The following is a 20,500-nucleotide window of genomic DNA, read 5'->3' on the forward strand; positions in this document are numbered from 1 at the left end:
GAGGGCGATTGCCGTTTACCATTCTACACTTCCGAAAATTCCGCCTCGGGCTCCACCACGGCCAGCTGGTCCGCTCTGCGGATCTCCACCCGGCGGATGCGGTAGCTGTCCTTCTTGTGGACAATGAATTCCAGACCATGGTTGATCCAGGGTTCGTTCACCTTGATCTCGGAGTTCGCCGCGAAGAGCCAGCCCCCGATCGTATCCACATCCTCGTTGTCGAGATGGCTGCCCAGCAGGTCGTTCACTTCCGTCAGCGACACCTTGCCGTCGAAGATGTAGTGGGCCTCGCCCAGCTTCTCAATCTCCTTGGCTTCGTCCGCATCGAACTCGTCGCGGATCTCGCCGACGATTTCTTCCAGAATGTCTTCCATCGTGATCAGTCCGGAGGTTCCCCCGTACTCGTCGACAAGCAGAGCGATATGCACCCGCTCCTTCTGCATCCGCGTCAGGAGTTTATTGACCGGCATATACTCGGGCACTGTCAGCACCGGATGAACCAGCGAGGCGAAGTCGAAGGTTTCCGGATGGTTGTCGTATTTCAGGAAAAACTGCTTCGTGTTGATCATCCCGATAATGTTGTCCTTGCTCTCCTTGGCAACAGGGAAGCGGGTGTACTGCTCGCGGCGGATGATCTCCAGATTCTCCTCGAGCGTATGGTTTGTATATAAGCAGATCATATCCGTGCGGGGCACCATAATCTCCCGGGCCAGCATATCGTCAAAGGCGAAGATGCGATTCACGTAGCCGTACTCGGACTGATTGATTTTCCCGCTCTGGAAGCTTTCGGATACGATGATCTGGATTTCTTCCTCGGAGTGCGCTTCTTCATGTTCCTTGGCCGGCTTCAGGCCGAATGCCCGGACCATCGCATTGGCCGAACCGTTCAGCAGCCAGATAAAAGGGTACATGATCTTATAGAAAATCATGATGGGCCGTGCGAGCATCAGAGAGATCGCTTCCGCCTTATGAATGGCGAACGTCTTCGGCGCAAGCTCCCCGAACACCACGTGGATATACGTCATGATCACGAAAGCCGCCAAAAATGAGATCGGCGTCGCGAGCTCTTCGGAGAGCCCGAACCTATCAAAAATAGGGTGAAGCAGCGCTTCTACGGTCGGTTCTCCCAGCCATCCCAGTCCGAGCGCGGTGATCGTAATCCCCAGCTGGCACGCGGATAAGTATCCGTCCAGATTGCGCTGAACCATTTGCACAGCAACCGCATTTTTCCGTCCCTCAACGATCAGCTGGTCCACACGGGAGCTCCGGAGACGAATGATCGCAAATTCGGTAGCGACGAAAAAGGCCGTGAGCAAAATAAGAAGGGCTACAAGAAACAAATTTAAGGCCATATCAACCTTCCTCGAAAATTGGATTTTAAGACCTCAACTCGAAAGAGTTCTTATGAACTCATTATATCGCAGCGAGCAGCAAACCTCCAACGGTCATTTTGGACCTCTTGCCCCCTAATTCAGGCTTCTTGGAGAAGCGTGAGGACTAAACACCCCCCGTTCGCTCGCTGACTCACTTTGACAAAGGATTGCTGAGGATTTATGATGGGTTCAAATGAACTCGTCACACCCGACAAACTGCTGAAAAGAGGAGATTGTTATGGAGACGTTCACTCTGACCCGAAAAGAAATGGCGATTATTCTCCTCTCGCTGAAAGGAAAATCGGCTGCCGCTACACCGCTGACGGTCCTTCAGGAAGCCTGGAAGAAGAACCACCGCACCGAGGTGCAGCACGGCGCTTCGCTGTCCGCCTTCCTGTCGACGCAGCTGACCCCGGTGCTCGAGAAAATGATCAAGACCGAACGCGTGGAAGGCTTCTCCCTGCAGGAGATCGTCTCCCTCGGCAGCGGCATCGAATATACCCATATGTCCATCACATCCATGCAGAACTGGGTGAAGCGGGATTTTAAAGATTTCTTAGGATCGCCCAAAGTTGGCAAAAAATATTCGATCGACCAGGCGGCCATGCTCTTCATCATCGACGACCTGAAGCACTGCCTTGACTTCGAATCGATCCGCCGGCTCTTCGAGATTATCTTCCAGAAGCCGGAGGACGAGACGGACGATCTGCTGGGCCCTGTCGACCTGTATGCCGCGTACTCGCGGCTGTTCGAGGAGCTTGACGCCAACGACGACCAGCTCATGGACGTACAGGGCCATGTGGCCGGCCGGCGCAACCACGACCTGCTTACGGAGCTCACGATCCGCCAGAAGGCGGACCAGTATGCCTGCGCCATGGAGCACCTGAACCCGCAGCAGCGGGAAGCGGTGCGCAACATGCTGTTCATTGCGATGATCTCCGTCCAGACGGCGTACTTCCACTCCATGGCCCGCCGGTACCTCAATGCCACCCTGTTCCTGAACAACCTGAACTGAACCTCCGGCGTGCAGCCGGCCCGTATCAAGATAAACGGCTCCGCTCTTTTATATTATTAAAAATAAGATCGCCCCTCCACTGTGGAAGGGCGATCTTTTGGGTGTCCGCACCTGCACCGGCTGAGCCGCTCGGGCGGTTACTTGAACTTCGCGTACTGCTCGTTGTACTCGGAGATGATGGCGTCGCCGCCCTCCTTGCGCCACTTGTCTACCGCGGCCTGGAAGCCCTTCTCGTCGATCTTGCCCATGATGTACTGGTACGTCGCATCTGTGATGATCTGCCCGAGGGGAACCCCGTTCTTGTCCTTCGTCGGAGAGCTGAAAGCGGCGGTCGGGTCGGTGATCAGGATCTTGTTGTTGTCCTCCATGCTGTCGTCAGTCTTCTTCTGCAGCGGATTCTCAACCAGCGGCTTCAGCCCCGCCACCGTCTCCGGACCGCCTACCCGCAGGCTGAGCAGCGGCCGGACCTCCCGGTCGTTCACGGCCACCTTCGCCGCGTCGGTCGGGATCTTCGCCTTGCCGTCCACCACTTCATAGTGCTCGCCTTCGATCCCGTAGTTGACGAGATTGTAGACTTCGGGATTCATCAGACCGTCGAAGAACGACAGCACCTTTTTCAGTTCCGCTTCGGTCTTGACTGCGGATTTGGGGAACAGCACCATGTTGCCGTAGCCCGGTACGGACCATACCTCCTGCTTGCCGGTCGGGCCCGTGATCCGGTTGACCACATCAAGCTTCGTCTCCGGCATCGTCTTCGCCATATCGCGCTCATAGCCGGGGGCCGCGCAGATGCAGCCGATGTAGACGCCGGCCTTGCCGGATTTGAAGAAGGCTTCGTGGTCCGATTTGCTTGTCACCGAGAAATCCCGGTTGATCAGCCCCTCGTCCACGAGCTTCTTGAAGAAATTCATCGTATCGAGATAGGCAGGGAACATGAACTCCGGCTGCAGCTTGCCGTCCTTCTCGCCCCAATAGTTCGGCGTGCCGAAGTAAGAGGAGACCGTCTTGAACGCGCCGTAGACGAGGTCGCTGCGGTCGGCGAGTCCGAACGTATCCGCTTTGCCGTCGCCGTCCGGGTCCTTCTCCTTGAACGCCTTCATCATCGTATAGAGATCATCCAGAGTCTGCGGCGCAGGCAGCCCCAGCTTGTCCGCCCAGTCCTTGCGGTAGATCACGCCCTGCCTGGACAGCGGAGTCGCCTGATACACGCCGTAGATTTTGCCGTCGACGGCGCTGTTCTTGAGAACCGCAGGGTCCAGGTTGCTGAGGTACTTGTAATCCTTGAGATACGGGCCGATCTCCCAGAACTGTCCGTCCCGCAGCGCGCTCTTGAAGTTATTGTAGATCGCGACATTACCGACATAGACCGCCATCGGCAGGGTTTCGGTGGCGATCGCCGAGTTGACCTTTTCCTCATAAGAGCCGTTCGGCACCCAGCTGATCTTCAGCTTCGTGTTCGTCTTCTCCTCGATTCGGCTGAGCACCTTGTCATTCGGCACCTCGGGCGTATGCAGCACCGTCATGATGCTGAGCTCAAACGGCTTGTTCGGGTCCGCCGCTCCTTCCTGCGGGGATGAGCTTGAGGAACCGGCGCCTGAAGAGCAGGCAGACATCGTCAGAAGCACGGCGGCGCAGGAGAGCGGCAGGAATGGGGCTCTCCCCCCGGCCCATTGGAATCGACGATTCACGTAAAAACCTCCTAGTAGCGGTAATGGGTGGCGGCTTGCATTTTAGTTATGTTAACAATCAGATGTTAACGCTTTCATTTTATAGCAAGTCATCTTCCGTTTCTTCCTTCTTCTTGACTTTTTCGGGCCAAACTTCATTATTTTTGTCATTCTGACATGCGAAGCAGCCCCTCTCCCTAATTGGAGACGGGCTGTACGTGATTTCTGCAGCGCAGATCAGCTGCCGACGAAGGAGATGTTTTTGGCGTAGTAGATCTCGTCCATCTCCGTCTTGAGCCGGTCCGCGATCTGCTCCTGTTCCTGCTTCGTCAGCTTGTCCTTCGTATAACCGAACAGATAGTTGTCGAGATCGAATTCCCGGAGCTTGCACTTCGTGTGGAAGATGTTCTCCTGATACACATTCACGTCGATCATGTCGTACATATCCTTGATCTCTTCCGGGATATAGTTCTGGATGGAGCTGATCTCGTGGTCGATGAACAGCTTGTGCCCGTGAATATCCCGCGTGAAGCCGCGCACACGGTAATCGATCGTCATGATGTCCGTATCGAAGGAATGGATGAGATAATTCAGCGTCTTCAGCGGCGAAATCTCCCCGCAGGTCGATACGTCGATGTCCGCCCGGAAGGTGCTGATCCCCTCGTCCGGATGATACTCGGGGTACGTATGCACCGTGATATGGCTCTTGTCGAGCTGCATCACGACCGTGGACGGCAGCGGCCCCGGCGACTCCTCGAACGACTCCGTCGGCACCTCGACGACCGGCCCTTCGGATACGAGCACCGTGACGCTCGCCCCCTGGGGCACATAATCCTGCTTCGCGATGTTAAGCACATGCGCGCCGATAATCTCCGCCACATTCTTCAGAATTTTGGTCAGCCGGTCGGCATTGTACTGTTCATCGATATATTCAATGTAGGCTTCGCGTTCTTCCTTGGTCTTCGTGAAGCAGATGTCGTACATGTTGAAGCTGAGCGATTTCGTGAGATTATTGAAGCCATGCAGTGTCACTCGCTGTTCCGGCGTTAGTTTCATAAGCGATGTCTCCTTCTGGTAACAGTGTTTGGGACCACCCATGTTCCCTTGCGGCTTTTCGTTCTCTCCGTAGCACAGCGGCATACATACTATGTTTACCCATTCTTACTAAGAAAAAACACACCTGTGCCGGCAGGGGCATTGCGGGGGCGGGTAACAACGCAAAAACCCGCTCCGGAGAGCGGGCAGGGGTTGCTGTTTCCTTCTTATGGAACCTGAATGGACAGAATCGCAGCTTTAATCTGTTTTTTAAGAGTTTCGGTGTACAGCGCATTTGGCTGGTAGCCATGAGCCACATAGGTCGTTCCGTCTTTCTCAAAGACACATACAATCGAAGTTGTCATCCCAGCTTCGAAAACATTCCAATGAGCGTTCACTCCGGCAATGGTTTCGGATTTACTTTCGATATCCTTGATCTCTACTTCGTCTTCTTCCTTGATGGCATTTTTCAAGTGGGTGATCATTTCCTGAGGCGTAACACCGACATCCTCATATGCCAACACGCTGAACTTGCCTACTCCTGTTCCGAACTGAAGCATGTTCGATTCAGCCGAACTGTTCTGTTTCCAGTGAGCAGGAACCGTCACATGAAAACCATATGCTTTGTTTCGGACCAAGCTCGTTTGCGAACGGTCCGCATCCGCCGCATCTTTCAGATCACCGATGGACGAGGATGGCTGCGTAACCTTAAGGGAATTCAGCGTATCCTTTATCAGCATCTCGGAAAGATCAGCTTCTTTCTCGAAATCAAAATGAATTTGATATTTATAATTGCCTTTGATGAAAAATACATTCTCCACGGCCGACCAGCTCTTTTTGTCGATCGTAGTCTTGGAACGGAGGGCTACAGCCGGATTGCCGTCCACCGTCGTGCTGCGCTGGGCATCCATCTTTCGGTAATCGGCAACAAACATGTCTTCAAATCGCTTCGCCACCCGGTCAACCCAAGGCTGAAGTGAATCCTTGTCCGCTTTGGACGAAATCGTCATTGTGATGAACTTGCTCTTCTTCGGGTCATAGAAGAGAATTTCATCGTCCTGGTTTTCGGCCTTCTCCCAGTCCGCTGGCAGTTTCAAGGAATAGCCGTACGTTTCATCTGTGTAGGTCCGATAGCCGTTTTTTACCGTAGACAGGTCCTTTACCGTGCTGTCACTCGAGTTGAACTTCACTTGGAAGCTGTCCAGCAAATTCTGATACTTGCTGTATTTGGCAGGGTTCTTGTAATCTTCCTCTTTCTCCACATAAAAAATAAGAATGTATAGACGGTCCCCGCTCTGGTATGCTCTATGTTCGAATACCCCGTCATCATCTTGGGTTACGATGAGTGCGTATGGCATTTGACCTTGTTTTACAAAGGTCTTTTTGAGGACTTTCCCTTCCGTTTCATCGGATAAGCGGCTAATCAGCGCATCCTCGGACATGTTCTCGGTGACGCCCGTTTCTGCCTGCACGCTCATGCGGAATTCGCCGTCTGCATCTTCAAAGCCGACAAAATCCTCCTGGAAGCTCTGGTAATCCTTGATCAGGCCGGTCGGATATTTCATGGACCAGCCATAATAGCTGTTCCCGATCTGAGTCTTGCCGAGATCCGTATCGATACTGCTTCCGCCAGAAGAAGCCTCGGCAGATCCTGTAATAGTGATCTGCTTAGTAGCATCATCATAAGCTACCTTAGCCCCGAATTTTTCGGAGATGAATCGCAATGGCACCATCGTCGTGCCGTTTTGAAGCTCCGGCGCGGCCTCCAATGTTTCCTGCACACCGTTTACTGTGGCTGTCGTACTGCCGATTTGAAGAGACAAGGAAGTTTGACCGCTCTTCAGTCCTACCGTCTTTGTCTCCGAATCCCAAGTCAGTACCGCGCCGAAGGCTGTTGTGATAACCCGCAGCGGAACCAATGTCGATCCGTTCGAAATATACGGCTTTTCCACAGTGATCGCTTCATTATTCACTTTAAGGACATCCTGCCCGAGTGTAAGCTCGATATGTACCTGCTTGCCGGAATCGGCAGCCCATGCACCTGCCGGAACAGCCGCATTCCACAGCAGCAGCGAACCTAATCCCAATTTCCATATTGCCTTCATGTTGTCACTCTCCGTGTTAGTTCGTCTTGATTTCAACCAAAGTGATTTCTTTCTGCACCAAATCGCCGCCGGACTGAAGGGTCAGCGTAATTTTGTCCCCAGGCAGGTACTGCTTCAGGTACTCATTAAGATCCACGATACTCTTCAGATTCTTGTCTCCGATGGAGTAGAGCACATCCCCTTCCTTAATCCCGGCCGACGCTGCGGAAGTTCCTGGATGGATCCGGGAGACTCGAAGCGGCTCGTCGGTTGGAAGCCCGACAATGGCGGCCCAGCTTTCTTCCACATCCAGACCAAGCCCCGGATGCTTTACATAGCCGTAGGTTAAAAAGTGCTTCAATACGTACTGCACCGTGTCCGAAGGGATGGCAAAACCGAGTCCGTCGACACCCGCAGCCGAAAGCTTAAGGGAGTTGATACCGATGATTTCCCCTTTGAGGTTCACCAAGGCTCCTCCACTGTTCCCCGGGTTAATCGCCGCGTCCGTCTGAATCAGGCGGTACGTACTGTGAAGTGAACGGTCCATACCGCTGACGACACCGACGGATACGGAGTTACGCAGAGCAAAGGAGATCGGGGTACCAATGGCAACAACCGTCTCTCCCACAACCAGTTCGCTGCTCTTCGCAAATTCGGCTGTCGGAAGACCTTCAGCTTCAATCTTAACAAGGGCGAGATCGCTCTCTTCATCGATATGTGTCGTCGTTCCCTTATACTGCTTGCCGTCCGCGGTGACTACGATCAGCTGGCTCATCTCTTTGACTACGTGGGCATTCGTAATAATAAGTCCATTCGACTGCACGATCACCCCTGTGCCATGAGCCAAGTTATAGCGATTGTCCGACGATGAACTGTTCCCGATCGGTTTGCCGATAATCCCGACAGTTGCAGGAGACACCTTCTTCACCGCATCCGGGACAGCAGATGGGGCAATATAGCTGAAACGATTGGCATCCGCCAGGAAAGTTCCGTCCCCTCCCAGTGTTCGTACCACATCGGATGCTTTAACATACAGCTCCCCATTCATCTGGGCTGCCGCCCATGTCACGGGCTGAGCTTGTCCGCCCTGCGCTACGGCACCGCCCGCTCCAAGAACCAGTGATAGCATCGCCGCACAGCCAATAATCCTATTGCGCTTAAGCTTCAAACGTTGATCTTCCCTTCATCTAGTCCGCCGCAGCGGAGGCCATCATACCAATGGACTATAGTGATATGCTGCCTTTTGTCGTATTTATATGAATATAAGCGATTTTTATGGAGCTGTCGACGATTTTTTTCCCGGATTTGGGAAAAAGCAAAAGAAAGAGGCCTCAGCCTCTTTCCTTGATGACACGAGATGCAGCACCTGGCTACGCCGGAAGCTCCTGTCTGCTGGCCCCGGCAGCCGCCGGCCGGTACAGCAGACCGAGCAGTGCGAACAGGACGAAGACACCGCCGAGCCAGTAAAACATACTGTGAATGGAAAAGTACTCCATGCTGAAGCCGCCGATGTTCGGACCGAGAATGCTGCCGGCGCTGAACAGCACGGACGCGATCACATTGGTCCGCGGCAGCACCGCCCGGGGCACCACATCCGCCGCGTAAGCAAGCCCCAGCGTATAGAAGGAGCCCACCGCTCCGCCGGCCAGGGCGAACAGCCCAAGCAGAACATACGGGCTGCCGCCCGCGAAGAACGGAACGGCCAGGAAGGCTGCGCCTCCCAGCAGGCCGGAGACCATCAGCACCGGGCGGCGTCCCCACTTGTCGCTCCACATACCGAGCGGCAGCTGAAGCACCAGCGATCCGATCCCGAGCGCAGGCAGCAGGAGCGAGATCCAGGTGTCACTGAAGCCCGCACGAAGACCGTACACCGGGAAGTTGCTGTTCAGGGACGATTCCATGTAGCCGTACAGCAGCGACGTCAGCAGGGCGAACCAGGCCAGGCGGAACACGGCCGGATAGCCGGCCGATGCCCGCTCCCCCGCTTCCGCCGTCTGCGGAAAGCTGCTGCGGAGCCGCAGCACAAGCAGCAGCGACATGGCGGAGAGGACGGCGGCCGCAAGGAACGGCACACTCTGTCCGAAGATCAGCAGGTTAATGCCTAGCGGCCCGATGCTGAAGCCAACGCCGTAGGCCATGCCGTAGAGCGAGATATAGCGGCCGCGCCGGTCCGCCGGCGAGGATGAGACGATCCACAGCTGGGTGGCATAGTGCAGCCCGCTGTCCCCCGCCCCAACCGCAATGCGCAGCAGGAGCCACACCCAGTAATGCGGGAACAGCGGGAAGAGGACCAGCGCCGCACAGACGATCACCATACCGGTGACGATCACGGGCTTGTAGCCGAACCGCCGTACCGGCTTCTCAATCCAGAACATGGTGGCAAAGATGCCGACATACAAGGCGGCCGCATTAAGTCCGTTCACACCGGACGAGATTCCCGTCTGCTCGAGCATAAGGGTCAGAAGCGGGAGCAGCAGTCCCTGATTCATGCCGGCTACGATCACCACTGTAATGAGAATCAGATAATGCCGGAGAGGAATCGAAGCATCGGCTGTGTTAGGCTTATTCGGATGCAAGACACATTCTCCTTTGGAAGGCCAGATTGGATGTTCATACTGGAACTAATTTCCTTATATGTGCCCCAAGGGCACGCCAGACTATTGTATCTGATCGTTGGTCAAAAATGAACCCCTTTTATTGCTCATAAAAACAAGAAAAAAACCTGCCTTCCATTCCCCCAGTGAAGGAGAAAGATGGAAACAGGTTTGAACCATCCAACCGACTTTATTCAGACTTTTACAGTATTATGGCACTTGCAATGACAAGACCGCATCCGTAATTTGCTTTTTCAAGCTCTCGGTAAACACCGCATTGGGTTCTACAGAGTGAACGATATAAGAGACGCCGTTTTTCTCGAATGTGCAGACCACCGAGATCGTATTCCCCGCTTCGAAAATCGACCAAGCGGCCTCTACACCCGCGACGGTTACGTTCTTATTCTCGATCTCCCTAAATTCGACTCCCTCCTGCCCCCGAATGGAGTCTTTGAGTTTGGAAAGCGCAGCTTGAGGCGAAACTTCCGCATCATCCACAGCAAGAATGTTGAGTACCCCGTATCCCGTTCCAAAACGAAGTGCATAATCATCCGCGGTCGTGATCTGCTTCCAGTGGGCCGGAAGCGTCACCTGGAAACCGTATGTTTTATTCTTTACTACGCTCATTTGAGTGCGGTCCATGTCCTCACTGTCCCGCAGCGTGCCGATCGACGAAGACGGCCGGGTAATCTTGAAGGATTTCAGGGTATCCTGGATCAGCATTTCGGAGACGTTGCTTTCTTTATCAAAATTAAAATAAATTTGGTATTTATAATTCCCTTTCATCAGGAAGACATTCTCCGTAACGTCCCAGTTTTTTTTGTCGAACGTATTCTTGGAACGAACGGCCACCGCCGGGTTGCCGTCAACGGTCAGGCTGCGCTGAGGCTCGAGTTTACGGTACTCGGGCAGGAACATGTCCTCGTATCTCCTCAGCATCCGGTCTGTCCAAGCCTGAAGCGTATCTCCTTCCGCCTTGGAAGTGATGACCACCGATATGCTCTTGTTCTTCTTGGGATCGAGGAATCCGATATTATTGTCCTCATCTTTGGCCATCAACCACTCGGCCGGAAGCTTCAGGGAATAACCATAGGTTTCATCCGTATAAGTCCGGTATCCCGCTTTCACGGTGGACAAGTCTTTGAGGGAACGGTCACTTCCATCGAACGATACCTTGAAGCTGTCGAGCAGATCCTTATACCGGCTGTATTTCACAGGGTTATTGTAATTCTCCGCCTTGTTGACATACAGCGAGAGAACATAGAGCCGGTCCGCCTTTTGATAAGCACGGTATTCGTAGACCTCTCCGTCCTCCTCAGTCACAATCAGAGCATAGGGCTGCTTTGCTTCTTCTATATAGGTCTTCTTGAGGACTCTTCCTTCCGTCTCATCGGACAGCCGGCTGATTAGAGCATCCTCGGACATGTTCTCGGTTGCATCCAGTTCGGCCAGGACGCTGAAATAGAATTCGCCGTCCGCATCTTCAAACCCCACCAAATCTTCCTGAAAGCTCTGGTACTCCCGGATTAGTCCAGCCGGATATTTCATCGACCAACCATAATAGCTGTTACCGATCTGCGTTTTGCCGAGATCCGTATCGATTTCGTTACCGGCTGCCGAAACTGAGGCCGTCCCAAGAATGGTGATTTTTTTAGTAACCTCATCATAGGAGACCTTGGCACCGAATTTCTCAGCAATAAACCTGAGCGGTACCATGGTAGTCCCGTTCAGCAGTTCGGGCGCCGCCTCCAGCGTCTCCTGTACTCCGTTCACTGTAGCTGTCGTACTGCCGATCTGGAGCGACAGGGAGGTGTTGCCGCTCTTCAATCCGACCGTCCGTGTCTCGGAATCCCAGCTCAGGACGGCGCCGAACGCCGTTGTAATCACCCGCAGGGGCACCAGTGTAGAACCGTTGGCCACATAGGGCTTCTCGACGTTCAATTCTTCACTGTTCACCTTCAGAACACTCTGTCCCAGCGTCAGCTCGATCTGCACCGTTTGACCCGCTTCAGGCGTCTGCGCCCATGCACTAGCAGGAAGGACGGCCTGACATAGCAGCAGGGCGCCCAGTCCCATTTTCCAAATTGCCTTCATGATGTCACTCTCCGTTAGTTAAGGCTTGTTTCAACCAATGTAATTTCTTTCTGGACAATATCGCCGCCCGACTGAAGTGTCAAGGTAACCTTGTCTCCAGGCAGGTACTGCTTGAGATACTCGTTGAGATCCACAATGCTTTGTACGTTTTGATTCCCAATGGAGTACAGCACATCTCCCTCTGAAATGCCTGCGGCCTCAGCGGATGTTCCCGGATGGATGCGCGCAATCTGCAGCGGTTCGTCGGTAGGGAGTCCTACAATTGCCGCCCAGCTTTCTTCCACATCCATACCCAGCCCGGGATGCTTTACATGCCCATAGGCCAGAAAATGCTGCAAGACATACATTACCGTGTCGGACGGAATCGCGAATCCCAGACCATCAATTCCTGCAGCGGACAGCTTGAGGGAGTTGATGCCCACGACTTCGCCTTTGAGATTCACAAGGGCTCCTCCGCTGTTTCCCGGATTGATCGCCGCGTCCGTTTGAATCAACCGATAAGTGCTGTGCAGCGAACGGTCCATTCCGCTGACCACACCGACCGATACGGAATTACGCAGGGCGAAAGAGATCGGTGTGCCGATGGCTACTACCGTTTCTCCCACTTCAAGCTCGCTGCTGTCGGCAAACACGGCGGTCTGCAGTCCTACCGCCTCGATCTTTACCAAGGCAAGGTCGCTTTCTTCATCCATATGAGTCGTTGTTCCCGCATACTGCTTGCCGTCTGCAGTAACGACAATCAACTGCGCCATATCTTTGACCACATGGGCGTTAGTGATAATGAGGCCGTCCGACTGCACGATAACTCCAGTGCCGTGGGCCAGATTGTACCGGTTATCGGAAGCCGAGCTGCTGCCAAGCGGCTTGCCGATAATGCCCACCGTGGCAGGTGCTACTTTCTTGACTGCGTCGGGTACAGCAGACGGTGCAATATAGTGGAATGCACCGGTGTCCGCTGCATAGGTTCCTTCACCGCCCAATGTATGAACCACATCCGATGCTTTAACGTACAATTCGCCGTTCAATTGAGCGGTTGACCATGAGACCGGAGGGGAATCCGCAGCATGAACCGAACCGGCACTGGTTCCTGTCATAAGAGACACGGCCGCCGTACAGATCAAAATCTGATTCCATGTAAGCTTCAATCTAGGTTACTTCCCTTCATAGTTAAAATGATGCATGGCGCATGTTGTGAATGGGCCCTTTGAACTATAATATAGTACCTTTGTCGTATGCATATGAATCATACGCCTTTTTCGGGGGGCTGTCGACAGGGAATCCCGGAAAAATTGCAAGCAGTTTATGGAAACTTGCCAGCGTTGGGATGGAAGAACGGTTATTGCCCTGCAAGAAAAAAGAGAAGCCGAAGTCGGCCTCTCCCTATCTTTTTACTCCTCCTGCTCACACCTCTCCGCCCGCCGCTGCTGCAGCCCTTTTCTCCCGAAGCATCGGCACCATCGTGAGTCCCCCCAGGGCAAAGAGCAGCGCGCTGACGCTGAATACGCCCCCCAGCGATAAGAATTCTTTCAGAAAACCGGCGGAGGACATGCCGATGACCATCGAGCCCATGAAGAGCGGGGTCAATACGCCCCCCACCCTTCCGATGAAGGCCTGCTCGGTGTGCTTCAGGATCAGCGTGTTGATGCCGATGTGGATGCACGGGAGCAAGAAGCCGTTGAGCGCCTCCAGCGAAAGCGTGAGCCCCATGCTCCTGGACCAGCCAAGCCCGAGCACGCCGGCGGCGGACACGATCAGGCCGGCCGCCAGCAGCAGCTGCGGCGGCAGCTTCTTGGCCAGCGTCACGACGACCCCGCCGCCGACCAGCATGGCGGCACCGTTGGCCATGAGCAGCCACTGCAGGAACGATTTGTCCTGACCGAGGTTCTCCACCGCAAGGAAGAGCATCAGGGGCTGGGTCAGACCGACGGCAAGGCCCGAGAGGCCGAAGGTCCACCCCAGCGTGCGCAGAGCCGGCCTCCGCCCTACATAGCGGAGCCCGTCTCGGAGCTCCGTCATGAAGTTCCCCTGTGTCACTCTACCGCCCGAAGCCGGGTCCCGGGGCAGCCCGAACAGGATGAGCCCCGAACCGACAAAGCAGATGCCGGCCAGGACCAGCGAAGGCACAATGCCGTACTGCTGGTAGATGAAGGCGCCGAGCACCGGACCGATCACCATGAAGACGGCCATCGTCGATTGGAACATCGCCATCACGCCCTGCAGCCCGTCCGCCGGGATATGCTGCTTGAACAGCTTCATCGCGGAAGGCTGGGAGAATTGGGACATGATGGAGGAGACGAGCGTTGCGAACAGCAGGACATGCCAGGAGCCGTAGACCAGTCCCCCCAGGACGGCGAACATGGACAAGGCCGAGAGCAGGTCACACCCGATCATGGTCCGTTTGGAAGGCCAGCGGTCGGCGAAGGTGCCTCCGATGATGGAGAACAGGAAGATCGGTGCGAATTCAGCAACGGAAATCAGCGAGATGAAGAGCGGATCGTTGTTCGTCACATCGGTCACATAAAGCAGTATGGCAAAATTGCGGATCCAGACCCCGAGCTGCAGCAGGATTCGGGAAAACAGAATCGTCCGGACCAGAGCGTGTTTCAGCATGGTGCATCCCTCATTTCAAAAAATAGATGACAACACCAAACAATGACGTCAATTGTTTGATATAATATAGACAATTAAAATATATGTTTGTTTATATGTCAACAAAATTATAGAATGTCCAGTATGATGCCATGCATTCGTTTAAGGGGGGCGTGGTAAGGGTATGCAATGAGGTAAAGGGATTTGAGACAACGGTACACAGTGGAGAGGAGCGAGCCGAATGGAACCCTACAGGGTGGAATGGATCCCGCTGACTCCCGCCGGGGAGATGGCGGAGCGGGAGTATGACGTGCTGATTGTGGGCAGCGGGGCTGGCGGAGCTGCCGTTCTGCGAAGGCTGGCGGAGCTGTGGGGAGGCCGCGGCCGCAAGGTCGGCATGCTGGAAGCCGGCGGGCTGCTGCTGCCGACGCACGGGCAGAACCTGCCCACAGTAACCGCGGACCGGGTGGTTACGGAGCTGTTCGCCCGGATGTCAACGCCGCTTGGGGAGCGCCTTCCGGATTATCCGGACGCCAAGCTGACCTTCGGCCTCGGCGGTCGGACACTGTTCTGGACCGGGGGAACGCCCCGCATGCCGGCCTGCGAGACGGCGGATTGGCCGCTCTCCCGGCAGGAGCTGGAACGCTACTACCGCCTTGCGGAGCAGGCGATGGATGTTACAGACGGCTTTGCCGGCGGCTCCGCCCTTCAGGACGTCCTGCTCTCCAGGCTGCGGGAGCACGGCTATCCGCATGCCGCCGCCCTGCCGATGGCCGTCCGGCTGGACGCGGCCCGCGGCGGCAGGCTGTCTTCGGGGAGCGTATTCAGCTCCATCGACCACCTGGCGTACGCCCAATACCGCATGCCCTTCGACTTAGCCGCGGGAGCCCGCGTAACCGAAGTGCTGCTGGACGGCGGCCGCGCGGCGGGCGTCAAGGCGGTAAGCGGCGGCCGCACGCAGGTGATCCACGCCCGGACGGTCGTGGTGGCTGCCGGGGGTTTCATTACGCCGCAGATTCTGCTGCACTCGGGGGTACCGGGCCAGGCGATCGGCCGCTATCTGACGAACCATTCGACGGTAAGGGCTACAGGCCGTCTTCGGGAAGGCAGCCCGCCGGAGGGCCCGGCCGTGATCAACGTGCCCCAGACAGAGGAGGCCCCCTACCAGATCCAGCTCTTCGGGCCGGCGCCCCACTATGCTTATCCGCGGGAGCACCCGGCCCCCGTCGGCGATGGGCCTGTTGACGTGCAGATGAACGGCTTCGCCCGCGTGGAATCCCGGGTGGAGAACCGGGTGTACCTTGACCCGGTTCAGCTCGACGCGGACGGGATGCCGCTGCTGCAGGTCGCCTTCACACGAAGCAGCCGCGATCTCGAGACGATCGACCGGACGGCACAAGCCATGCGGCAGGCTGCCGGGGCCCTCGGCCTCTCTCTCGAGGAAGCCGACGGCGCTTCGCAGCCCAAGGCACTGCCACCCGGAGACGACAACCACGAGGCCTGCACCTGCCGGATGGGTCGTCACCCGGACACCTCCGCGGCCGACCCGTATGGGCAGATCCACGGTGTCCCCGGACTCTATATCGCAGACAACAGCCTGCTGCCGTCCATCGGCGCGGCCAATCCGACGCTGACCACGGTGGCGCTCGCCATCCGGACGGCCGACTGCATCGCCGAGCGGCTCGGGGGGTAACCGCAGCCACTCCCCCAGCCGCTCGCCCTCAGCAGACGCACAGGCAGCATCGGCGAACAGCCCCAAGGGCGGAGGAACCGCCGCCGCAAAGAAGCTGAACGGCGCCGTTCTCCGGTTTGGGCGGACAAGCCGCACCCTGATCGGGACAGCTGCAGGTACCGAGTACAAAACGGAGCCTTTCGGCGGGCTTCAAACCAAATCACATCAAACCAAACCAAACCAAACAACCCTCCGCCTGCGCCGTTCGCAGAATGAAGGGTTGTTTTTTACACGTGCTGATCATTTCTCTTGACCACTGCCGACCGAAAGGCCTGCATGAATCGAACGCCGCCCTTACGCCGTCTCCAAACCGGTAGAGGACTTCGCCGGCATCCGCGCTACATCCACGATGAACTCCCGCCCCCGCCGCTCCGCAAGATACTGCGGCCGGAATGCCCTGGCCCACTCGGCATGCTGCAGGTACCAACGGTAGGTCCGCTCGAGCCCCTCTTCCAGGGACACCGAGGCCTTCCACCCGAGCTCCGTTCCGATTTTGGCCGGATCGATCACCAGAGAGGCTCCCCTCGACGGAGTCGGTTCCTGGGTGTGCAGTTCCACTTCGGGCGTCTCGCCGCCAAGCCGGCTCATCAGCCGGCCGACACTCTGCATATCCGTTCCTGTCCCGGATGAGATGTTGTAGATCTCCCCCCACCTTCCGTGCTTCATCACCGTCCAGATCGCCTCGGCCGCGTCGGTTACGTAGACGAAATCCCGGACGACACGCCCCTGGATATCCAGCGGCACCCCGTCGATCAGCCGTCCCATATTCCTTGGAATGATGCGGTCGGGAGCCTGCCAGGGACCGTACAGATTCGTCAAGCGGATGAGCTTCGCCCGGATGCCGAAACATTGGATGTAAGTTTGGGTGAGCACTTCACAGGAAACCTTCGACGCGGCATAAGGGGAATAAGGTTTGTAGGAGGCCGTTTCGGCGTAAACCCTGCCCTGGTCTCCGCCGTACACTTCAACGGAGGAGGTCACGAGGATCGGAAGCCCCCGGTCGCCGCATAGATGCAGCAGGCGCTGGGTGGAGGTTACGTTGTTATGTACGACAAGCCCGGGATAATGCATCGAAAAGTCTACGTGGGGCCAAGCGGCCAGGTGAATGACGGCATCGATCTGGGGAGGAACCTCCAGCGGGGCATCCAGCAGATTCCCGGGGAGGAAATGGAGTCTTCCTTGTTCGGCTTCGCCCATCAGCCTCGATCCGTACTCCAGCCTGCAGCAGAAATCATCCAGATCGAGCAGATACACATCGATTCCTTCCTGAAGCAGTTAGTAAATATATACCATCCTCTCCTCAAAAATCCTCCTGCTCCTCATTCGCCAGCATCTCTTTATTTGGGTACGTAAAAAAACCGGAAGAACGAAACCTCGTCCTTCCGGTACCGATTAGTTTGGGAGCCGCCCTTGATTGCCTCCTCTCGGGTGCTAAGCCGGCAGCAGCGCGAAATCGCGTGCCGCACAGTCAGACTCCGATCACGGTCAGCTCCTTGGGGAATGCCGTCAGCACGTCGGCCCCGTCCGCCGTCACCACGACGTTGTCTTCGATGCGGACCCCGCCGAAGCCGGGGATGTAGATGCCGGGCTCCGCTGTGAACAGCATCCCTTCCTGCAGCAGGTCCTCGTTGCCCCCGTGAATCGACGGGTACTCATGAATCTCGAGCCCGAAGCCGTGCCCGGCCCTGGTGATGAAGAATTCCCCGTAGCCTCTGCTCTCGATCGTGCTTCGGGCGGCACGGTCCAGCGAGCCGAACGGGACACCGGGACGGACGGCCGCGATCATGTCGAGATTGGCCTGGAGCACCGCGTCATACACGGCGCGGGCTTCATCCCCGACCTCCCCTACGGCGAAGGTGCGGGTGAGGTCGGAGGCGTACCCATCGACGAATACGCCGGCATCGAGCAGTAGAAGCTGCCCTTCTCGGATTTCGTCCGCCGAAGGGACGCCGTGCGGCAGGCCGGACTTCGCGCCGGAGAGGACCATCGTCTCGAAGGATGGCCCTTCCGAGCCGAGGCGCCGCATCTGGTACTCCATCTCGGCCACGAGCTCCATCTCGGTCATGCCGGGCTTGACCTTCGCCGCCGCAAGACGGAACACCTCCTCGATGCAGTGGATCGCCCGCCGGACGACCGCGATCTCCCCTGCATCCTTGATCACCCGCATTGCGGCCAGCTCCGCTTCCAGGCTGCGGGCCGATTCGGCACCTGTGGCGGACAGCAGCGCACGGCAGCTTTTGACGCTGAGCTGGTCCTCCTGCAGGCCCACGGTCCGGATAGGCCGCCCTCCCAGCAGGCCTGCCAGCTTGGTGTACGGGTTCTCCGAGTCGTAGTGGGCGGCAATCTTGGCCACCGAAGACGTTTGAACCGCCTTTTCCTCATCCAGGGCCGGCACGTAAAGCATCGGCTCCTCCCCTTGGACGCAGACGAGGGCCAGGAACCGCTCATGGGGATTCGTATAGAATCCGGTAAAATAATAGACGCTCTTCGGGTGGGTGATGAATGCCGCATCCAGCCCTTCCCGCTCCAGCAGCGCATACAGCTTCTCCAGTCTTTCGTTCATGCGGAATTCCGCCTTTCGTGATATGCTTCGCTCTCTATTGTACTACGCCGCCTTTACCGGATAAAATCGAAAGCCCAGGCCGGTCCGCCGCCAGCGTGTAGATCCCCGGCACCCGCTCTTCGATCCCGGCAGGGGCCTCGGCCGGGAAGACCCACCGCTGTGCCGGTCCCTTCTCTTCCTTCAGCGACCGGATGATCAGGCCTACTTCCGCCGCGGCGGTAACGATGTCGCCCATTGTCCAGCCCCGGGTGTAGACTTCGGGCACTTCCGCCCGCTCCGCTTCCGTCAGAAATACCGCATAGGGCACCGCTCCCGCCCGCAGCGACTCGTCAAAATAATCGCCGTCCGCCGTCATCCCGCCATCCTTCCACCGAAGCAGCTGCCGGTGGACCGGATGAAAGTCGCGGACGATCAGCCGGCCTCCCGGCTTCAGCATCGCCGCCGCAACCTGGAAGAAACGCTTCAAGTCGGCGAACCAATGGAGGATGCCGAGCTCCATGATCACCAGATCGCAGTCCCTCGGCGCTTCGCCCTCCGGCAGATTCATCACGTCCGCAACGACATACCGGATCCGGACGCCTGCGGCTTCCGCGAGCTCCAGCGCATAGCGGGCATTGTCCGGGGAGAGATCGACCACGGTTACATCGGCACCGAGCAGCGACAGAGAGACCGCCGCCTTGCCGTTCGAGCCGAGAAGATTGGCGACCCGGCAGCCGCCGGGATCACCGAGCACGGACCGGAGGGGAGCGAGCTTCCTCCACGGATCCGCCTGGAGCTCCCGAGCCATGGCCTGCGGACTCCCTTTGCCCCTCACCCACGCCCGGTAAGCATGCTTGGACCAGCCTTCCCTGTTGCTTGCCGCTATCTGTTCCATTGGATACGCCTCCTTGATCACAAGAGATGGATGTACAATGAGCCCATAACTGTAAAGGATATCCATTCAGGTGTCAACCCTTACTTCGATCCCCCGTAGGCTTCGTTCATATGACAGTCCCCTGGCCCAAAATCCCGGCTGCCCGGGCCGCCTTTCCGCACGCAGATTCATTCGTTCGTGCTTCTGAAGGCGCGGCTTGGGTTCTCATTTCCAGCCTCTGCGGCTGCCGCCTTCAAACGTCAAACAAGCCGGAGAAGCTTCCGGCTTGTCTGGTATTCCGATAACGATGGCTCGGTGCCCTGCTGCGTTCAGCGCGAGGCCAGCCGCTTGGCGAGGTCCAGCAGCAGTGCCTGATCCGCCTCCGTCAGCCCGAGCGCGATCTCCCGCAGCTCGTCGGCTTTCGTCACGGCTGGTAGGGCGGCCGCCTCTTCCACCGGCTGCCCGGCAGGCGCGCCGCCGGCACCCTCCGCCTCTGTCCCCCCGGACTCTTCCGCCGCTTTGGGCTCGGCTGTGCCGTGGATCGAGCTGACCACCTGCGAGCCCTGGCCCGGGTAGTACGTCACATACTGGACATCCGGCTCCTCTTCCGCCTGGAAGTCATCGAGACGGGACATCCGTATGCTCTGCGACTCCTTTGAGTCATCGTTGTAAAGTACGAAATCGACATCCCCGTCCGGGAGCATCTCGTACTTCATCACCCGTCCCCACAGCTTCACCGGCGTTCTCTCGCCCTTCCTCACAAAGCTCGCATAAATCAGCGTCCCGTTTTCCAGCCAATAGTGAAACCTGCGATCCAAATCCGACATGCGTGTCCTCCGATTCCCCGCGCGCGCATCCGCCTTCGGCCGGGATAAAATAACTGCCTGAAGCCCTGCTTAAG

Annotated in this window: 15 protein-coding genes; 2 read left to right on the plus strand and 13 right to left on the minus strand. The window is 56.9% G+C overall.

Annotation, left to right across the window (positions count from 1 at the left end):
- Window positions 1-23: 23 nt before the first annotated feature.
- Window positions 24-1,352 (minus strand): hemolysin family protein, encoded by a 1,329-nt coding sequence (locus PM3016_RS23265; RefSeq protein ID WP_014371174.1) that lies wholly within the window; start codon window positions 1,350-1,352, stop codon window positions 24-26.
- Window positions 1,353-1,611: 259 nt separating this feature from the next.
- On the opposite strand from PM3016_RS23265, the gene PM3016_RS23270 reads away from it, so the two are divergent.
- Window positions 1,612-2,388: a DUF1836 domain-containing protein gene (locus tag PM3016_RS23270; RefSeq protein ID WP_013919037.1), complete on the plus strand. Its 777-nt coding sequence runs from the start codon at window positions 1,612-1,614 to the stop codon at window positions 2,386-2,388.
- A gap of 137 nt (window positions 2,389-2,525) precedes the next feature.
- Here PM3016_RS23270 and PM3016_RS23275 read toward each other — a convergent pair whose 3' ends face one another.
- From PM3016_RS23275 to PM3016_RS23310, 8 genes are all read right to left on the minus strand, one after another.
- Window positions 2,526-4,076 (minus strand): extracellular solute-binding protein, encoded by a 1,551-nt coding sequence (locus tag PM3016_RS23275; protein ID WP_014371175.1) that lies wholly within the window; start codon window positions 4,074-4,076, stop codon window positions 2,526-2,528.
- Window positions 4,077-4,292: 216 nt separating this feature from the next.
- A complete protein-coding gene (gene speD, locus PM3016_RS23280; protein WP_013919040.1) occupies window positions 4,293-5,111 on the minus strand; it encodes an adenosylmethionine decarboxylase in 819 nt (272 codons plus the stop codon).
- Window positions 5,112-5,317: 206 nt separating this feature from the next.
- Window positions 5,318-7,195, minus strand: coding sequence for a copper amine oxidase N-terminal domain-containing protein (locus tag PM3016_RS23285; RefSeq protein WP_014371176.1), 1,878 nt, complete (start codon window positions 7,193-7,195; stop codon window positions 5,318-5,320).
- Between the two features lie 16 nt (window positions 7,196-7,211).
- Window positions 7,212-8,342 carry a S1C family serine protease gene (locus PM3016_RS23290; RefSeq protein WP_041618476.1) on the minus strand — a complete coding sequence of 377 codons (1,131 nt, stop codon included), beginning with the start codon at window positions 8,340-8,342 and terminating at the stop codon, window positions 7,212-7,214.
- Between the two features lie 202 nt (window positions 8,343-8,544).
- A complete protein-coding gene (locus PM3016_RS23295) occupies window positions 8,545-9,750 on the minus strand; it encodes an MFS transporter (RefSeq protein ID WP_014371178.1) in 1,206 nt (401 codons plus the stop codon).
- Between the two features lie 228 nt (window positions 9,751-9,978).
- Window positions 9,979-11,862 carry a copper amine oxidase N-terminal domain-containing protein gene (locus PM3016_RS23300; protein ID WP_014371179.1) on the minus strand — a complete coding sequence of 628 codons (1,884 nt, stop codon included), beginning with the start codon at window positions 11,860-11,862 and terminating at the stop codon, window positions 9,979-9,981.
- 14 nt (window positions 11,863-11,876) lie between these two features.
- Window positions 11,877-13,007: a S1C family serine protease gene (locus tag PM3016_RS23305; protein ID WP_014371180.1), complete on the minus strand. Its 1,131-nt coding sequence runs from the start codon at window positions 13,005-13,007 to the stop codon at window positions 11,877-11,879.
- Window positions 13,008-13,263: 256 nt separating this feature from the next.
- Window positions 13,264-14,472, minus strand: a complete 1,209-nt coding sequence (locus PM3016_RS23310; protein WP_014371181.1) for an MFS transporter — start codon at window positions 14,470-14,472, stop codon at window positions 13,264-13,266.
- Window positions 14,473-14,692: 220 nt separating this feature from the next.
- Between PM3016_RS23310 and PM3016_RS23315 the strand changes: the two genes are divergently transcribed.
- Window positions 14,693-16,144 carry a GMC oxidoreductase gene (locus tag PM3016_RS23315; protein ID WP_014371182.1) on the plus strand — a complete coding sequence of 484 codons (1,452 nt, stop codon included), beginning with the start codon at window positions 14,693-14,695 and terminating at the stop codon, window positions 16,142-16,144.
- Window positions 16,145-16,477: 333 nt separating this feature from the next.
- On the opposite strand, the gene PM3016_RS23320 is transcribed toward PM3016_RS23315, so the two are convergent.
- From PM3016_RS23320 to PM3016_RS23335, 4 genes are all read right to left on the minus strand, one after another.
- A complete protein-coding gene (locus PM3016_RS23320) occupies window positions 16,478-17,458 on the minus strand; it encodes an NAD-dependent epimerase/dehydratase family protein (RefSeq protein ID WP_337999641.1) in 981 nt (326 codons plus the stop codon).
- Window positions 17,459-17,651: 193 nt separating this feature from the next.
- Window positions 17,652-18,746 (minus strand): M24 family metallopeptidase, encoded by a 1,095-nt coding sequence (locus tag PM3016_RS23325; RefSeq protein WP_014371184.1) that lies wholly within the window; start codon window positions 18,744-18,746, stop codon window positions 17,652-17,654.
- A gap of 34 nt (window positions 18,747-18,780) precedes the next feature.
- The gene (locus tag PM3016_RS23330) at window positions 18,781-19,620 is read right to left on the minus strand and encodes a class I SAM-dependent methyltransferase (protein ID WP_014371185.1); all 840 of its coding nucleotides are present in this window, start codon (window positions 19,618-19,620) and stop codon (window positions 18,781-18,783) included.
- 308 nt (window positions 19,621-19,928) lie between these two features.
- A complete protein-coding gene (locus PM3016_RS23335; protein ID WP_014371186.1) occupies window positions 19,929-20,426 on the minus strand; it encodes a hypothetical protein in 498 nt (165 codons plus the stop codon).
- Window positions 20,427-20,500 lie beyond the last annotated feature (74 nt).

The sequence above is a fragment of the Paenibacillus mucilaginosus 3016 genome (genome assembly GCF_000250655.1).
Classification (GTDB): domain Bacteria; phylum Bacillota; class Bacilli; order Paenibacillales; family NBRC-103111; genus Paenibacillus_G; species Paenibacillus_G mucilaginosus.